Origin of the sequence: Polaromonas sp. CF318, assembly GCF_000282655.1 — a bacterium.
In the GTDB taxonomy this organism is placed as follows: Bacteria; Pseudomonadota; Gammaproteobacteria; order Burkholderiales; family Burkholderiaceae_C; genus Polaromonas.
In genome coordinates this window covers 1-15170 of sequence record NZ_AKIV01000146.1, presented here as the reverse complement: position 1 = coordinate 15170, position 15170 = coordinate 1, and the positions used below count along the sequence as shown (strand labels likewise).

The 15170-nt window shown below is 66.1% G+C and carries 12 protein-coding genes; 6 read left to right on the top strand and 6 right to left on the bottom strand.

Annotated elements, in window-relative coordinates:
* Window positions 1–93: 93 nt before the first annotated feature.
* Window positions 94–2850, top strand: a complete 2757-nt coding sequence (locus tag PMI15_RS22525; protein ID WP_238541174.1) for a polysaccharide deacetylase family protein — start codon at window positions 94–96, stop codon at window positions 2848–2850.
* 118 nt (window positions 2851–2968) lie between these two features.
* On the opposite strand, the gene PMI15_RS22520 is transcribed toward PMI15_RS22525, so the two are convergent.
* Window positions 2969–3469, bottom strand: coding sequence for a hypothetical protein (locus PMI15_RS22520; RefSeq protein WP_007874601.1), 501 nt, complete (start codon window positions 3467–3469; stop codon window positions 2969–2971).
* 214 nt (window positions 3470–3683) lie between these two features.
* On the opposite strand from PMI15_RS22520, the gene PMI15_RS22515 reads away from it, so the two are divergent.
* Window positions 3684–4868 (top strand): FAD-binding oxidoreductase, encoded by a 1185-nt coding sequence (locus PMI15_RS22515; protein WP_007874600.1) that lies wholly within the window; start codon window positions 3684–3686, stop codon window positions 4866–4868.
* A 224-nt stretch (window positions 4869–5092) separates the two neighbouring features.
* Entirely contained in the window at window positions 5093–6250 is a 1158-nt protein-coding gene (locus PMI15_RS22510; RefSeq protein ID WP_007874599.1) for a Fic family protein, read from the top strand.
* Window positions 6251–6268: 18 nt separating this feature from the next.
* Here the strand turns inward: PMI15_RS22510 and PMI15_RS22505 are convergent, their stop codons facing one another.
* On the bottom strand, window positions 6269–7279 hold the full coding sequence (locus PMI15_RS22505; protein WP_007874597.1) for an aldo/keto reductase: 1011 nt from the start codon (window positions 7277–7279) through the stop codon (window positions 6269–6271).
* A gap of 135 nt (window positions 7280–7414) precedes the next feature.
* On the opposite strand from PMI15_RS22505, the gene PMI15_RS22500 reads away from it, so the two are divergent.
* Window positions 7415–8344, top strand: a complete 930-nt coding sequence (locus PMI15_RS22500; RefSeq protein ID WP_007874595.1) for a LysR family transcriptional regulator — start codon at window positions 7415–7417, stop codon at window positions 8342–8344.
* 15 nt (window positions 8345–8359) lie between these two features.
* Here the strand turns inward: PMI15_RS22500 and PMI15_RS22495 are convergent, their stop codons facing one another.
* From PMI15_RS22495 to PMI15_RS22485, 3 genes are all read right to left on the bottom strand, one after another.
* Entirely contained in the window at window positions 8360–8701 is a 342-nt protein-coding gene (locus tag PMI15_RS22495; protein ID WP_007874593.1) for a hypothetical protein, read from the bottom strand.
* Window positions 8702–8714: 13 nt separating this feature from the next.
* On the bottom strand, window positions 8715–9614 hold the full coding sequence (locus PMI15_RS22490) for an SDR family oxidoreductase (RefSeq protein ID WP_007874591.1): 900 nt from the start codon (window positions 9612–9614) through the stop codon (window positions 8715–8717).
* Between the two features lie 64 nt (window positions 9615–9678).
* Complete coding sequence (locus PMI15_RS22485) at window positions 9679–10428, bottom strand: glucose 1-dehydrogenase (protein WP_007874589.1); 750 nt, start codon at window positions 10426–10428, stop codon at window positions 9679–9681.
* Window positions 10429–10599: 171 nt separating this feature from the next.
* Here PMI15_RS22485 and PMI15_RS22480 point away from each other — a divergent pair, with 171 nt between their 5' ends.
* A complete protein-coding gene (locus PMI15_RS22480) occupies window positions 10600–11496 on the top strand; it encodes a LysR family transcriptional regulator (protein ID WP_007874587.1) in 897 nt (298 codons plus the stop codon).
* A 7-nt stretch (window positions 11497–11503) separates the two neighbouring features.
* Here PMI15_RS22480 and PMI15_RS22475 read toward each other — a convergent pair whose 3' ends face one another.
* Window positions 11504–13954, bottom strand: a complete 2451-nt coding sequence (locus tag PMI15_RS22475; RefSeq protein WP_007874585.1) for a glucose/quinate/shikimate family membrane-bound PQQ-dependent dehydrogenase — start codon at window positions 13952–13954, stop codon at window positions 11504–11506.
* 445 nt (window positions 13955–14399) lie between these two features.
* Between PMI15_RS22475 and PMI15_RS22470 the strand changes: the two genes are divergently transcribed.
* Window positions 14400–14999, top strand: coding sequence for a DUF4142 domain-containing protein (locus tag PMI15_RS22470; RefSeq protein WP_007874583.1), 600 nt, complete (start codon window positions 14400–14402; stop codon window positions 14997–14999).
* Window positions 15000–15170: the final 171 nt, after the last annotated feature.

The following is a 15170-nucleotide window of genomic DNA, read 5'->3' as shown; positions in this document are numbered from 1 at the left end:
GAGGGGGCGCACCGCCACAGGCCAGGCCTGCGGCGCGCCGGAGGGCAAATGAAGCAGGCCCCGGACGGCCGGGACGGCCACAACACAAAAACCATGATGAAAAGAAACACCAAACTGGCACTGGGGGCCGCCGGGGCCGTGCTGCTGCTGACAGTAGCGACCGCCGTGCTGATCAGCGTGGACAGCCGGGCCTGGCGCGGCAAGCAGGACAAGGCGACGGCCGCCGCCGTGGCGGTGGCGACCACCGCGCCGCCGGACACCCGCAAAATCCTCTCGGGCATGCAGGAGGTGCTGGCCGGCTACCGGAAAATCATTGTGCTGTTTGCCGATGAAAAAAGCCTGGGCGTGAATGAGCGCGCCATGGCCAACCAGGTGGGCCAGGGCCTGTTCCATGAAAACCGCGAGCGTATGGCCGGGCTGGAGGCGCAGATGGCGGCGCTGGCGGCCTCAGGTAACGCGCAGCGCTTTGACGCGATGGCCGGGCTGCTGGACTATATCGAGAGCGACAAGTCCCTGTTCGACGCGGACCGGCTGGCCTTTCGCGAGCTGCTGCGCAGCCTGCAGGCCGCGGTGGCTGCGGATTCCTCGCTGCCGGCCATCAAGCTGCACAAGCGCATAGGCGAGGACCTGGACGCGCTGCAGGAAATAGAGCGCACTTACGAGAAAGAAATACGCCTGGTCTTCGGCCGCTTCGAGCCGCGCGCGATTGAGCTGAAGCGCGAGCGCTGGGAAGACTATGTGGCCAGCCTCAAGAAGCTGTACACGCGCGCGCAGATCCTGAAAGACTTCGGCGTGGTGATGCCCTACCCGGCGCCCAAGGCGCCCACACGCAAGGCCAAGGGCGAGGAGGAGGGCGAAGTGTTCGGCTACAGCCTGCCGCCCAAGACGGTGGTGCTGACTTTTGACGACGGCCCGCACGGTGTGTACACGGCGGAGATCGCGGCCATCCTCAAGCAATACAGTGCACCGGCCATCTTCTTCCAGGTGGGCAGCAACCTGGGCACGGTGGCGGCCGATGGCAAGACCAAGCTGGGCCCGCGCGCCGAGGTGAGCCGCAAGCTGCTGGAGGCGGGCCACACGCTGGCCAACCACAGCATGACGCATGCGCAGCTTTCCAGGCTCAAGGGCGACGGGCTCAAGTCGGAAGTGATGGGCACCGACGAGCTGCTCAAGGCGGTGGATGCGCGGCGTTCGCCGCTGTTTCGTTTTCCGTACGGCGCGCGCAACGACGAGGGCCTGGACCTGCTGTCGGGCGCGCAGCTGCGCTCGGTGATGTGGAACATCGATTCGCTGGACTGGGCCGACCCGGTGCCCAGCTCGATTGTGGAGCGCGTGCTGCGCACGGTGGAGAAGGAAGGCCGCGGGATCATCCTGTTCCACGACATCCATGAGCGCACGGTGAAGGCCTTGCCGGCCATCCTGGACCGGCTGGTGGCCGAGGGCTACCAGTTCGCGAACTGGGACGGCAGCGGCTTCAGCATCAGCAAGGGCGCGGCGGCGGCGCCGGCCCCGGCGGCGGCCAACCCGGGTTACAGCGACTCATGGGCCGTGGTGATCGGCATCGACGACTACGCCCACTGGCCCAAGCTGCAGTACGCGGTGCGCGACGCGCGCGCGATCCGCGAGACGCTGGTGCAGCGCTTCGGCTTCAGCCCCGAGCATGTGCTGTCGCTGGAGAACCGCGAAGCGACGCGGGCCGGCATACTCGCGGCCTTCAATGACAAGCTGGCGCGCAGCGGCATGAAAAAGAACGACAGGCTGTTTGTGTTCTTCGCGGGCCACGGCGCGACGCGCCAGCTGACGTCGGGCCGCGACCTGGGCTACATCATTCCGGCCGATTCGGACCCGAACAAGCTCGCGACCGACGCGGTGCCGATGACGGAGCTGCAGAACATTGCCGAAAGCGTGACGGCCAAACATGTGCTGTTTGTGATGGACGCCTGCTACAGCGGCCTGGGGCTGACGCGCGGCGCGGGCCCGGCCAACTTCCTGCGCGACAACGCCAGGCGCCTGGGCCGGCAGATGCTGACGGCCGGCGGCGCCGACCAGCTGGTGGCCGACGGCGGGCCCAACGGGCATTCGGTGTTCACCTGGACACTGCTGCAGGCCATGGCCGGCAAGGCCGACCTCAACGGCGACGGCCTGATCACCGCGACCGAGCTGGCCGCGTACGTGGCGCCGGCGGTGTCGGCCGTCTCGCGCCAGACGCCGGCCTTCGGCAGCCTGCCGGGATCCGAAGGCGGCGACTTTGTGTTCGCGCTGCCGGCGGAGGCGGAGTTTTTGAGCGCACAGACCGGCCAGCTGTCGGTGGACGCGATCGCGCTGAACAGCAAGCTGGATGCGACACGGCCTGCACCTGCTGCTGCCCCCCCCGCTACCGCTACCGGTGGTGACGTGCCCGTGGCGTTGCCGGTATCGGCCACGGTGGTGGTCAAGGATTTGCAGGGCGGCGAGCAGAAGATCGTCACGCCGCTGGCCGTGCCGAGCTCGGCGCGCCAGCTGGCGCAGCGCGCCAATGACCGTGGCCTGCAGCTCTACAAGGAAAAAAAATACGCCGAAGCCGAGGCGCAGTTCACCGAGGCGCTGAAGCTGCGGCCGGATTTCGCGCTGGCCGCGAACAACCTGGGTTTTGTCTACTTCAAGCAGGACAAGTTCAAGGAAGCGGCGCGCTGGTTTGAGAACACAGTGAAGATGGACCCTTCACGCGCGATTGCCTACCTGAACCTGGGCGATGCCCATGCGAAGGCCGGCGACGGCGAGAAGGCGAAGAAGGCCTTTCGCGCCTACCTGGAGCTCGCGCCCACGGGGCCGGGCGCGGGCCATGCGAAGCAGGCGCTGGAAAAAGGCTGAGCCGCTACGGGGACAAAAAGCAAAAGGGGGCAGGTGTTAAAACCTGCCCCCTTTTTTTGTTCGCCGATCAGTTGATCAGTTAATCACTTGATCGGCGAATCATTGTGCGCAACCGAAATTACTTGGTAGCGGCGGCTTTCACGTCGGTCTTGGCTTCCGCCTTGGTGGCGCTGGTGTCGAGCTTGGCCTTGGCCTTGTCGGCGCCGGTTTCCACTTTCAGGGTGTCGACCTTGGCATTGGCATCGATCTTGGTGGAAGCGGCCTTGGCGTCTGCCTTGATGCCGGTCTTTTCAGCCTTGGCGTTGGCCTTGGCCTGGTCGTCAGCGTCGGCCTTGGCAGCTTTGGCTTCGGCCTTGGCTTTCACCTTGGCAGCCTTGGCATCGGCCTTGGCGGTTTTGTCAGCGGCTGCGGCTTCGGCCTTGGCGACCTTGGCGTCTGCCTTGGCATCGACCTTGGCTTCGCTCTTCACGGCGCCGGCGACGGCTTTGTCGGCCTTGGCTTCCGCCTTGACTTCAGCTTTGGTAGCGGCCGGAGTGGCCGGCGCTGCAGGCGCGGTGGTTTGTGCGGAAGCGATACCGACGAACAGGGTGGCGATCAGGGTAGCGAGCAGTTTGTTCATGAGAGAGTCCTTTGGATATGGAAGGTTGAAACGTTGATAGCACGTAGCCTCGTGTTCAACGGACTGCACGCGGCCTTGTTGACCCGGGACACACAAGCTTGCATTTGCGGCGGGCGCTTTACATCCTTTGTCGCTGTGCGGCGACAAATGCGCGTGTTGCCCGCGCGCCATGTAGGATGTGGCGCATCGAAAATGCAGGACAAGAACAGACGGCATGCGCAACACAACAACTCCCCAAAAAATCGTCATCGCGGGCGGCGGCGTGATCGGCAGTGCGATCGCCTACTTTCTTGCAAGCCATCCGCGCTTTGCCGGCGAGGTCACGGTCATAGAGCGCGACCCCAGCTATGCGCAGGCTTCGTCGGCCCTGTCGGCCAGCTCGATACGCCAGCAGTTCTCGCAGTCGGTGAACATCGCGGTCTCGCAGTTCGGCATTGAGTTCCTTCGCAACATCGAGCAGCACCTGGCCGTTGACGGCAGCGTGCCCGACATCGGCCTGGCCGAGCGCGGCTATCTTTATCTGGCCACGGATGCCGGCGCGGCCACCTTGCGCGCGAACCATGCGACGCAGCGCGCCATGGGCGTGGAGGTCGCGCTGCTGGAACCCGCGCAGTTGCGGCAGCGCTTTCCATGGCTGAATGTGGACGACCTCGCGCTGGGCTCTTTGGGCCTGGCGGGCGAGGGCTGGTTTGACGGCTACGGCCTGCTGATGGCCTTTAAACAAAAGGCGCGCAGCCTGGGCGTGCAATATGTGAAAGCCGAAGCCACGGGCTTTGTGCACAGCGCGGGCCGCGTGACGGCGGTGGCGCTGCAGGGCGGCGCGCAGTTGCCCTGCGACTGGGCGGTGAACGCGGCGGGCGCCTGGGCGCGGCCGCTGATGGCAGGCACGGGGCTGGACCTGCCGGTGTACGGGCGCAGGCGCTGTGTCTATGCGTTTGCCAGCCCCGCGAAGACGCCGGACTGCCCGCTGGTGATCGACACCAGCGGCCTGTGGTTCCGGCCCGAGGGCGATATCTGGATTTGCGGCCTGCCGCCCGCCGAGGGCCATGACGACAACAACGCGCCGCTGGACGTGGACTACGAACTCTTCGACCAGGCCTGGCTGACGCTGGCGCACCGCGTGCCGGGTTTTGAGGCTCTGCGCCTGCAGCGCGCCTGGGCCGGCTATTACGAATACAACACGCTGGACCATAACGCGCTGCTGGGGCCGCACCCGGCCTTGCCCAACCTGCTGCTGGCCAACGGCTTCAGCGGCCACGGCCTGCAACAGTCGCCGGCCGTGGGGCGCGGGCTTGCGGAGTGGATCTGCGAGGGGACTTACACCAGCCTGGATTTGGCGCCGCTGGCGGCCGGGCGGCTGGTAAGCGGTGAGGCCCTGGTTGAGAAGAATGTGATCTAAGCCAGGTACGCCGCCGACTCACACCGCGAACAACTTGCCGCTGAACACCCAATGCAGGGTACGCACCGAGAGCACGGCCAGCACCAAGGTCATCACCACCAGCAGCAAACTGGCGGAAAAGACAGGTTTGCGGGGAAAACGGCCGAGACTGAGGCGTATTTTGATAAATACGCCTCATTTTTTGATGCGTATTTGCTAAAACCTCGTTTCCCAAGCCGGCCTATGTGTGGCAACAGTCAGGCTGGCCGGCGCTGGTGTTTGACGCCAGCGCTCTTGAGCATGACCTGAACATTGCGCGCCTGGAGCAAGGCCGGTTGCTGGGACAAATACAGGCCATCGGGTTGGCGGACGCGCAGGCGATCACCGGCGAATTGTGGGTGCAGGAAGCCATGGCCACGGCGGCTATTGAGGGTGAAAAACTCAACCTGGACGCGGTGCGGTCCTCCGTGTGCCGGCGGCTGGGACTGGCGGATCTCCCTACGCAGGACCGTCACGTGGAAGGCTTAATCGAGCTGATGCAGGACGCGACGGATGGCTATCAATCCGCGCTGGATGAAGACCGCTTGTGCCGCTGGCAGTCGGCCCTGTTCCCCGGCGGCACATCGGGCCTGCGCAGAGTCGCTGTGGGGCGCTACCGCGACCATGCGGACGAAATGCAAATCGTCAGCGGCCCGCTGGGACGGGAGAAGGTGCACTACATCGCGCCGGCATCGGGCGACGTCGCGGCGCAAATGCAGCTGTTTCTGGCTTGGTTTGAAGACACACGGCCTGCGCAGCGCACGGCGACCCAGTCCGTAGTCCCGTCCATCAACGGCATCGCCCGCGCCGCCATCGCGCACCTGTGGTTCGAGTCGATACACCCGTTTGAAGACGGCAACGGCCGGGTCGGACGGGCCATCGTCGACATGGCGATCGCCCAGGACATCGGCTCATCCGCACGCCTGTTCGGGCTCTCGCGGCAGATGTTCGAGTCAAGGGAGGCGTACTACGACGCGTTGAACCAGGCACAGCGGGGCGGCCTGGACGCCACACCTTGGGTTCAATGGTTTGTGCGTGCCTTCACGGCCTGCTGCCTCAGGTCGCAAGCCGTGGTGATACAGGCGCTACAAAAGACGGCGTTCCGCCTGCGCGCCTCCGGCTTGTCCCTGAATGAGCGGCAGAGCAAGGTGTTGACTCGCCTGCTGGAAGCCGGCGACGGCGGCTTCCTGGGTGGCATGACGACCGACAAATACAGCAAGATCACGGGCACCTCCAAAGCGACGGCAAACCGCGACCTCACGGAGTTGCTGCAGCATGGCTTGCTCATGGTGACCGGCGTTGGCAAGGCAACACGCTACGCCGTCAATGTGGAAGGCTGGAATCAGGGAAAAGCGCCGACCTGACCGTGCCTGGAGTCGCTCTTACTTCTCGCTGTCCAGGTGCGCCATCTGCTCAGCCGCATACCGCGTACCAGCCACGGCATCGGCCGGCAGCGCGGCTTCGATGCGCTGGAGGTCTTCGCTGCCCAGCGTGAGCTTGAGGGCGCCGAGCGATTCACCCAGCTGCTTCAAGGTGCGCGAGCCGACCAGCGCCACCATGTCCACGCCCAGGGCCTTGCCGCGCGCGAGCACCCAGGCAATCGCGACCTGCGAGGCGGTGGCGCCCAGGCCGGCGGCGAGCTGCTGCAGCACATCGACCAGCCGCTGGTTTTTGGCGGCGTTCTCGCCGGTAAAGCGCGGCAGGTGGGCGCGGAAGTCGCCGGGGCCCGTGGGTTTGGAGCCCGACAGCAGACCGCGCGAGAGCACGCCATAGGCCGTGACGCCTATGCCCAGGCGCTTGAGCACGGGAAAGATCCCGGCCTCGGGGCCGCGGCTGAGCAGCGAGTATTCGATCTGCAGATCCGTGATCGGGTGCACGGCGTGGGCTTTTCGGATGGTGTCTGCGCCGACCTCGCTCAGGCCGATGTGGCGCACAAAACCGGCTTTGACCATGTCGGCGATGGCGCCAATGGTGTCTTCGATGGGCACGTTCGGGTCCAAGCGCGCGATGCGGTAGATGTCGATGTGGTCGGTGCCCAGGCGCTGCAGGCTGTAGGCCAGGAAGTTCTTGACGGCGGCGGGCCGGCCGTCCATGCCGATCCAGCCGGCGCTGGGGTCGCGCAGCGCGCCGAACTTGACGGAGACCAGCGCCTGGTCGCGCCGGCCTTTAAGCGCGCGACCTATCAACATCTCGTTGTGGCCCATCCCGTAGAAGTCGCCGGTGTCGATGAGGTTGATGCCGGCGTCGAGCGCGGCGTGGATGGTCGCGATGCTTTGCGCTTCGTCGGCCGCGCCATACATGGCGGACATGCCCATGGCGCCCAGGCCTATGGCGGAAACGGATTGCGGGCCTTTGGTGCCCAGACGGGTTTGGGCAAGGGTGGTGGTGTTCATGGGGAGCCTTTCAGTGAATTTGGAGTCAGTGCATGGATGACTTGGTAGAAGGACTGTATTGATTTCAATTACAGGAATAAACTGCCAATCACTTAAATAACTGTTATCAAATTAAAGAACAATAAGGCCGGATTCATGAGTGTTGACCGCTACAAAGCGATGGAAGTGTTTAACCGCGTGGTCGAGCTGGGCAGCTTTACCGCGGCGGCCACGGCGCTGCACATGCCCAAGGCCCGCGTGACCACGACGGTGCAGGAGCTCGAGGCGCACCTGGGCGTGCGCTTGCTGAACCGCACGACGCGCCGGCTGAGCCTGACGGACGACGGCGCGCTGTACCACCAGCGCGCGCAGGCCATGCTGCAGGACATGGGCGAGCTCGAGGGCACGCTGCGCCGCTCCGTGGCCACGCCGGCGGGGCGGCTGCGCGTGGACGTACCGGCCGCCGTGGGGCGCCACGTGATCTCGCCGGCGCTGCCGGAATTTTTCAGGCGCTACCCCGACATGGTGCTGGAGCTGGGCAGCAGCGACAGGCCGGTGGACCTGGTGGCCGAGGGCGTGGACTGCGTGATACGCGGCGGCCTGCTGCACGACGAGACCCTGGTGGCTCGGCCGCTGGGCCGGCTCAAGGTGGTGACCTGCGCCGCGCCCGCTTACCTGGCGCAGTACGGCACGCCAAAAACCCTGGAAGACCTGGAGCAGCACCGCTTCGTGAACTTCCACTCGGCCAAGACGGGCAAGATTTTTCCCTTCGAGTTTTCAAAAAACGGCGAGCTGCGGCAAATCAACCGCCCGCACTGGGTGACCTGCAACGACGCCGACAGCCACATGGGCGCGGTGCTGGCCGGCCTGGGCTTATCGCAACCGCCACTCACACGGCGCACCTGCGCGCTGCTGGAGAGCGGTGCGCTGGTGCGCGTGCTGCCCGACTGGCAGCCCGAAGACCTGCCCATGGTGGTGATGTACCCGCGCAACCGCCACCTGACGGCCAAGGTCAGGGCCTTTGCCGACTGGGTGGCGGAGGTGTTCAAGGCGGAGTTCGCGGCGGGGGCGACGCTGTATCCGTAATGGCTCCCTTGCGCGCTATCTGGCGGCAGCCGATGCGGCCAGCAACACAAAGCCGCCCGCCAGCGCCAGGTTCTTGAAGAAGTGCAGGACCTGGTTGCGCAGTTCCTGCGGCGTGGCCACCCAGAAGTTGTGGGCGACGAAGGCATCAACCAGCAGGAAGGCGGCAGCGGCCAAGGCGAGCCAGCGCACTTGCCAGCCGAAAGCAAGTGCCAGGCCGGTGGCGACTTCGACAGCGCCCACCGCGGCGCCCGTGTAGTTACGCTGTTTTGCCGAAGCAAGAAAGTGCGAAGCACCGGGGCCGATAAAAGCCAGGGCCATCAGCGCGCGGCCCAGGGCCAGGACAAGTGCGGGATTCATGGTGCGTTCTCCTTCAAGCCGCGCGGCGCACTACCGGCCTGAGCATGTCGGCAATGCCTATGCGCTGGGCGAACTCTTCACGCACACGCTCAGCCACCACGGTAACTTCGGCGGCGCCGTCGTCGATGAAATCAATCACCGAACGGAAGGGCCGCGTGCCGGCGGGCAGGCCGACGATGCGGGTGATGTCGTCGGCCACGGCTTGCGGGTCGGCGTGGGCGGGACTCAGGGCCGAGAGGCGTTCGCCGACCTTGTCCATCACGCCGTCATAACGCGCATAGGCGGTGGTCCTTGCCGCATCGGCCGGTTTGCCGGCGCTGGGGAAGTGGGCCGTGCCCTTGGTGAAGGCGCCGGGGACGACGATGGAGGTCTCTATGCCGAAGCGGGCGAGCTCATAGGACATGGTGACGGCCATCGAATCCATGGCGGCTTTCGCCGCCGCATAGGGACCGAGGAAAGGCGGGAAACCGCCGCGCACCGTGCTGCTGCTGACCCACAGCACCAGGCCGGCTTCGGCCTGGCGCATCACCGGCAGCACGGCACGGTTCACGCGCTGGCTGCCCAGGAAGTTGGTGTCCAGCACCTTGATGATTTCTTCGGGGGTGTAGGCCTCGGCGGGGCCGACCACCAGGTGGCCGGCGTTGTGCACGACGACGTCGAGGCGGCCTTGCTCGGCCACGATGTGTGCTACGGCGGCGTCGGCAGACGGCTGCGACAGCACGTCGAGTTCAACGGCGCGCAAGTCAAAGCCATTGGCAAAACTCCAGTCGCGCAGCTCACGCACCTTGGGCGCGTTGCGGCCCTGGATGTCGCGCATGCTGGCATACACGGTGTGGCCGGCTTGTGCGAGTGAACGGGCGGTGAGATGGCCGATGCCGGTGCCTGCACCGGTGACGAGGATGACGGATTTCATGATGTGTGTCTTTCTGGAAAGGGTTTGAAAAGGGTTGTTGATTCGCTGGTGAGATCGCGTGGCTTTAAACCACGCCGCCGTTGGCACGCAATGTTTGGCCGTTCACCCACGCAGAGTTCTCGCTCACGAGGAAAGCAACCGCACTCGCGATGTCCTCCGGCGTACCCAGGCGTTCGAGCGGCGCCATCCTGGACATGCGCTCCACCGTCTCGGGCGTCTTGCCGTTGAGGAAGAGCGCGGTGGCCGTGGGGCCGGGGGCGATGGCGTTGATGCGGATGTTTTTGCCGCGCAGCTCTTTGGCCATGATGTTGGTGAAGGTTTCGACCGCGCTCTTGGTCGCGCCATAGACCGCATAGCCGGGCAGGGCCAGGCCGATCACGCTGGTCGAGAAGTTGACAATGCGCCCGCCGGACTGCAGGCGCGCGGCGGCTTCGCGCAGCGTGTTGAAGCTGCCCTTGACGTTGACGGCGAAGAGGCGATCGAACGTCTCATCGTCTGTATCGGCCAGCGGCGGCAGCGTGGGCGGCATGATGCCGGCGTTATTGATCAGCACGTCGACGCGGCCGAAGGCCTTGATGCTTTCGTCGAACAGGGCTTTGACGGCGGCGGAACTGGCGACGTCGGCCTGCACGGCAGTGGCCTTGCCGCCGGCGGCGGTAATGGACTGCACCACGGCCTGGGCTTCTTCGGCCTGGCCGGCGTAGTTGACGACGACGGCGTAGCCCTCTTGCGCAAGGCGCTGGGCGACGGCCGCGCCTATGCCGCGCGAGGCGCCGGTGACGATGGCAACTTGGGTGGATGCGGAAGCGGTCATTTGAAACTCCTGATGGTGAAAAGTGGCTTGGCTCTGACTGCCCGTGGCGCTCGATGTGTTGTGCGCTTTTGGTGAGCCAGTGAAGCTATTGTTCTATTCAGTCCATACGTGATAAATACCGTAAACTTGTAATCACTATTCAATCAACACCAACAATCAGGCGACCACCAGATGGATAGGTTTCATTCGATGCAGCTGTTCACGCGAATCGTGGAACTGGGCAGTTTTACGAAGGCGGCCGACGACCTGCATCTGCCGCGCGCAACCGTGACGCACGCGCTGCAGCAGCTGGAAAAACGCCTGGGCGCGCGGCTCCTGCACCGCACGACGCGCCATGTGAGCCCCACGCAGGACGGCTCGGCGTACTACGAGCGCTGCCTGCGGCTGTTGACGGACCTCGAAGAGGCCGAATCGGCGTTTGTGAACGTGGGCAGCAAGCCGCGCGGCAAGCTGCGCGTGGACTTGCACGGCACGCTGGCCAAGCATTTTTTGCTGCCGGTGATTGGGCAGTTTTTTGAGCGCTACCCCGACATCGAACTCGAGATCGGCATGGGCGACCGGCTGGTGGACCTGGTGCGCGAGGGTGTGGACTGCGTGCTGCGCGTGGGCGAGCTGGCCGAGTCCAGCATGGTGGGGCGGCGCGTGGCGCTGCTCGAGCAGGTGACCTGCGCGAGCCGCGAGTATCTCGCCCAACACGGCACGCCCGAGACACTGGAGGCGCTGCGCGGCCACCGCGCGGTGAATTTTTTATCCAGCCGCACCGGCAAGGCGCTGCCTTTTGATTTCATCGTGGACGGCGCCGCGCGCCAGGTGCAGCTCAAGGGCTCGGTGGCGGTGACGGACGCCGACGCCTACAAGGCCTGCTGCGCCGCGCACCTGGGTTTTATCCAGGTGCCGCGCTACCACCTGGCCGCGCAACTCGAAGCGGGCACGCTGGTGGAAGTGCTGGCGCAATTCAGGCCGGCGCCCATGCCGGTGTCAGTGCTGTACCCGCACCATCGCCAGCTGTCACCGCGCGTGCGCGTGTTCGTGGACTGGGTGGCGGACGTGATGGGGCGTGCCGGCTGAGCCTGCCTCAACCGCCGCGCGGCAGCGCGTAAGCCCGCACATAGTCGCCCGCGCGCGTGCCCAGCGAGCCATGGCCGCCGGCCACCACCAGCACATACTGCCGGCCGTCGGCGCCGGTGTAGCTCATGGGCGTGGCCTGGCCGCCTGCGGGCAGGCGGGACTTCCAGAGTTCGTCGCCGTTGTTGACGTCGTAGGCGCGCACATAGTCGTCCAGCGTGCCGGAAAGAAACGCGACGCCGCCGGCCGTGGCGAGCGGGCCGCCCAGGCTGGGCACGCCCATGCGCAAGGGCAGCGGCACGGGCGAGAGGTCGCGCACGGTGCCGTTTTTGTGCTGCCAGGCGATGGTGCCGGTGATGAGGTCGGCGCCGGCCACATAACCCCAGGGCGGCGCCTGGCAGGGAATGCCCAGCGGCGACAAAAAGGCGCTGAGCTTGACGGCAAAGGGCGCGCCGAAGTTTTCATTGAGCGAGGGCAGGCTGCCTTCGGGCCGCTGCTTGCCCTGGACCATCAGCGTCGTGTCGTCGGTACGCGGCACGAGTTTGGAAACAAAGGCCAGGTAGGTCGGCGTGCTGAACACCATCTGCCGCACCGGGTCGACGGCCACGCCGCCCCAATTGAAGACGCCGAAATTGCCGGGGTAGACCAGCGTGCCCTGGGTGGACGGCGGCGTGAAACGGCCCTCGTAGCGCAGTCGCTGGAAGGCGATGCGGCAATACAGCTGGTCGAACATCGTGGCGCCCCACATGTCGCGGCCGGTCAGCGGCGGCGGGTTGAAGGACAGCGCCGACTTCGGCTGCGTGGACGCGCTGCGGTCGCCCTGCGCGGCGCCCTGCGGCGCGGGGACTTCGGTGATGGGCAGCAGCGGCACGCCGGTGCGGCGGTCCAGCACAAAAATCTCGCCCTGCTTGGTGGGCTGCACGAGTGCCGGCACCTTATTGCCGCCTATGTTGAGGTCCAGCAGGCTCGGCTGTGCCGGCACGTCGTAGTCCCAGAGGTCGTGGTGCACCGTCTGGAAATTCCAGCGCACCTTGCCGGTGGCCAGGTCCAGCGCGACGACGGAAGAGGAATAGGTTTCCACCGCCGGGCTGCGATTGCCGCCCCACTGGTCGGGCGGCTGGTTGCCCAGCGGCACGTAGACCATGCCCAGGGCCTCGTCGACGCTGGAAATCGACCAGCTGTTGGGCGAGTTGGCGGTGTAGGCCTGGCCGGGCGCCAGCGGCGCGCTGCTGTCCGGCCGTCCCGAATCCCAGGCCCAGACCAGCGCGCCAGTGTTGATGTCGAAGGCGCGTATGACGCCGGACTGCTCCTGGGTGGAGACGTTGTCGAGCACGGTGCCGCCGACGATGAGGAGGCGCGAGCTCACCACCACGGGCGAGGTCGAGTAGTAAGCGCCGGGCTTGAGGTTGGGCATGTTGGCCCAGAGGTCGATTTGCCCCTTGCCGCCGCCGAAGGACGTGCAGGGTTTGCCGCTCTCGGGGCTGAGCGCGATCACGCGGCCGTCGGCCGTGGGCATGAAAAGTTTGGCCGTGCAGCCGTCGGCCGCCGGGGGCTTGGGCGCGGTGGCCGGCGGCTGGTAGGACAGGCCGCGGCAGGTCAGGTGCTGCAGCGCGAGCTGGCCCCGGATCTCGGGATTGAAGCGCCAGATCTCTGCGCCGGTGGTGGCGTCCAACGCGATCACTGACTGGTGCGGTGTGCAAAAGAAAAGCCGGTTGCCGACCTTGAGCGGCGTGACTTCAAACGTGGTTTCCTTCGGGTCGCCCGGGCGGCCGCGAACATCGCCGGTGCGGTACTCCCAGGCCACTTGCAGGCTCTTGACGTTGTCGGGCGTGATCTGCGCCAGCGGCGAATAGCGCTGGCCCAAGCCGCTGCGGCCGTAGGCATGCCATTCATCGGCCGGCACGGTGTCGGCCGGTTGCGCGGCGGTGCCGGCGCCCATGGGCGGCAGGGGCAGCATGCCCACCAGGCGGTTGTCGTCGTGGAACCAGGTAACGACCGCCGCGACCAGGAAGGCGCCCAGCACCGAACCGAGGGCCCAGCGGCCACCGCGCGCGCCCAGAAAGCCCTCGTGGCCGATGGAGTGGATGGGCCAGGTGCGGGCGACCCGGGGCGTCAGCAGGAAGAGCCCGATGACAAACACCATGCCGCCGCGCGCCGCCAGCGGCCACCAGTCCAGCCCCGCCTCCCACAGCGCCCAGGCCAGTGTGCCGCCGACCACCAGGGCAAAAACCCACAGGCCGGCCGGGCTGCGGCGCGCCAGCAACACGCCCGCCAGCACAAAGCCCAGGCCCGCGAGCAGGTAATAAGAGGTGCCGCCCAGCACCACGAGCCAGCACCCGGCAAGCAGCAGGGGCACACCGAGTACCAGCAGGAGCAGGCCCGCGGCCCAGGCTGTGCGGCGCTTGAGCGGGTCGACAGGCTTGAGCGCGGGATTGACGGGAGAGGGGTTGTAAGACGGCATTTTTGTTCTTCGTGTTTTTGTGTTGTTTGGGCCGCGCGGTTCAGCCATGGGCCTGGCATTGAGGCGTTGAAAAAAACACAGCGGCTGTGGAGCCAATCTAGTCCGCGCATGCCGCCGCGCGCGTCAGCCTGGGGCTGAGATATCTGTAGGAAGGCCGTGGCCAGGCGCTTTGGCGCCGGCGACACGGAGACAACCAGAACGAGAACGGCGACGCGGCCAGACAGATCCGGAAGGCTTATGACACTTTCAGCCAGGCCGCCGACACCCGGGGCCTGAAGGCAATCATCGAGTCGTGATGCCCCGCCCGGTGAGTGGATTCCTACACGCGGCGCCGGAAATGCCCGGCGCAGGGCGTATGCCGCAGGGGCGATCCTGGGGATTCGGCGGCATCCCGCGCGCGATGCGCGCGCATGCCGCGCTTTCAAACCCCTGCAAGGAGTCTTCCATGCCGTTCAAAACATCACCCACACTTCGCAGCTGCGGCCTGGCGCTGGCAAGCGCCGCGGCCCTGGCGCTGTCTGCCGCGCCCGCCGTCCAGGCGCAAAGCAGCGGCACGCCCGCACCCGCCACCACCCAGTCCGACGCCGATTCCAGGCTGGACCGCAGCGACCGCAAGATGCTGCAGGACCTGGCCCAGGGCAATATGGCCGAGGTCGACGCCGGCAAGATGGCGCTGGAGAAATCGCAGAATGCCGAAGTGAAAAAATTCGCGCAGCAGATGATCGACGAGCACGGCTCGGCCCTGGCCGGTGTGCAGGCCCTGGCCCGGGCCAAGAACGTCACGCTGCCGGATGGCGCGGGCGCCATGGCCAAAACCAAGGCCACCGCGCTGAAGGCCTTGTCGGGCAATCTGTTTGACAAGGAATACGCCAAGCGCTCGGGCGTGGGCGACCATGAAAGCACCGTGAAGCTGCTGCAGAAGATCCAGAAGGACGGCAAGGACAGCGACCTCAAGGCCCTGGCCGACAAGATGCTGCCGGCGGTGGAACACCACCTGGAGATGGCCAAGGAACTGGCGGCCTCGACCGCCGCCGCCAAGTCCTGATGCGGCTGGCTTCAGGGCGCTGAGGATTTCCTGGCGCGCCGGCCTTTTGCTTTTTGCCTGGCCGGCACGAGCTCATGCGGCTCCAGGAAAAACTGCGTGTTGCCCACCAGCCGCTCGACCGCCAGGTCGATGAAGGCGCGCGCCCGTGCCGGCTGCGCGTTGCGGCTGGCG

Excerpts from the sequence above, each read along its gene's own strand:
- PMI15_RS22525 (WP_238541174.1), top strand. The coding sequence starts at position 94 with ATGATGAAAAGAAACACCAAACTGGCACTGGGGGCCGCCGGGGCCGTG.
- PMI15_RS22520 (WP_007874601.1), bottom strand. The coding sequence starts at position 3,469 with ATGAACAAACTGCTCGCTACCCTGATCGCCACCCTGTTCGTCGGTATC.
- PMI15_RS22515 (WP_007874600.1), top strand. The coding sequence starts at position 3,684 with ATGCGCAACACAACAACTCCCCAAAAAATCGTCATCGCGGGCGGCGGC.
- PMI15_RS22505 (WP_007874597.1), bottom strand. The coding sequence starts at position 7,279 with ATGAACACCACCACCCTTGCCCAAACCCGTCTGGGCACCAAAGGCCCG.
- PMI15_RS22500 (WP_007874595.1), top strand. The coding sequence starts at position 7,415 with ATGAGTGTTGACCGCTACAAAGCGATGGAAGTGTTTAACCGCGTGGTC.
- PMI15_RS22495 (WP_007874593.1), bottom strand. The coding sequence starts at position 8,701 with ATGAATCCCGCACTTGTCCTGGCCCTGGGCCGCGCGCTGATGGCCCTG.
- PMI15_RS22490 (WP_007874591.1), bottom strand. The coding sequence starts at position 9,614 with ATGAAATCCGTCATCCTCGTCACCGGTGCAGGCACCGGCATCGGCCAT.
- PMI15_RS22485 (WP_007874589.1), bottom strand. The coding sequence starts at position 10,428 with ATGACCGCTTCCGCATCCACCCAAGTTGCCATCGTCACCGGCGCCTCG.
- PMI15_RS22480 (WP_007874587.1), top strand. The coding sequence starts at position 10,600 with ATGGATAGGTTTCATTCGATGCAGCTGTTCACGCGAATCGTGGAACTG.
- PMI15_RS22475 (WP_007874585.1), bottom strand. The coding sequence starts at position 13,954 with ATGCCGTCTTACAACCCCTCTCCCGTCAATCCCGCGCTCAAGCCTGTC.
- PMI15_RS22470 (WP_007874583.1), top strand. The coding sequence starts at position 14,400 with ATGCCGTTCAAAACATCACCCACACTTCGCAGCTGCGGCCTGGCGCTG.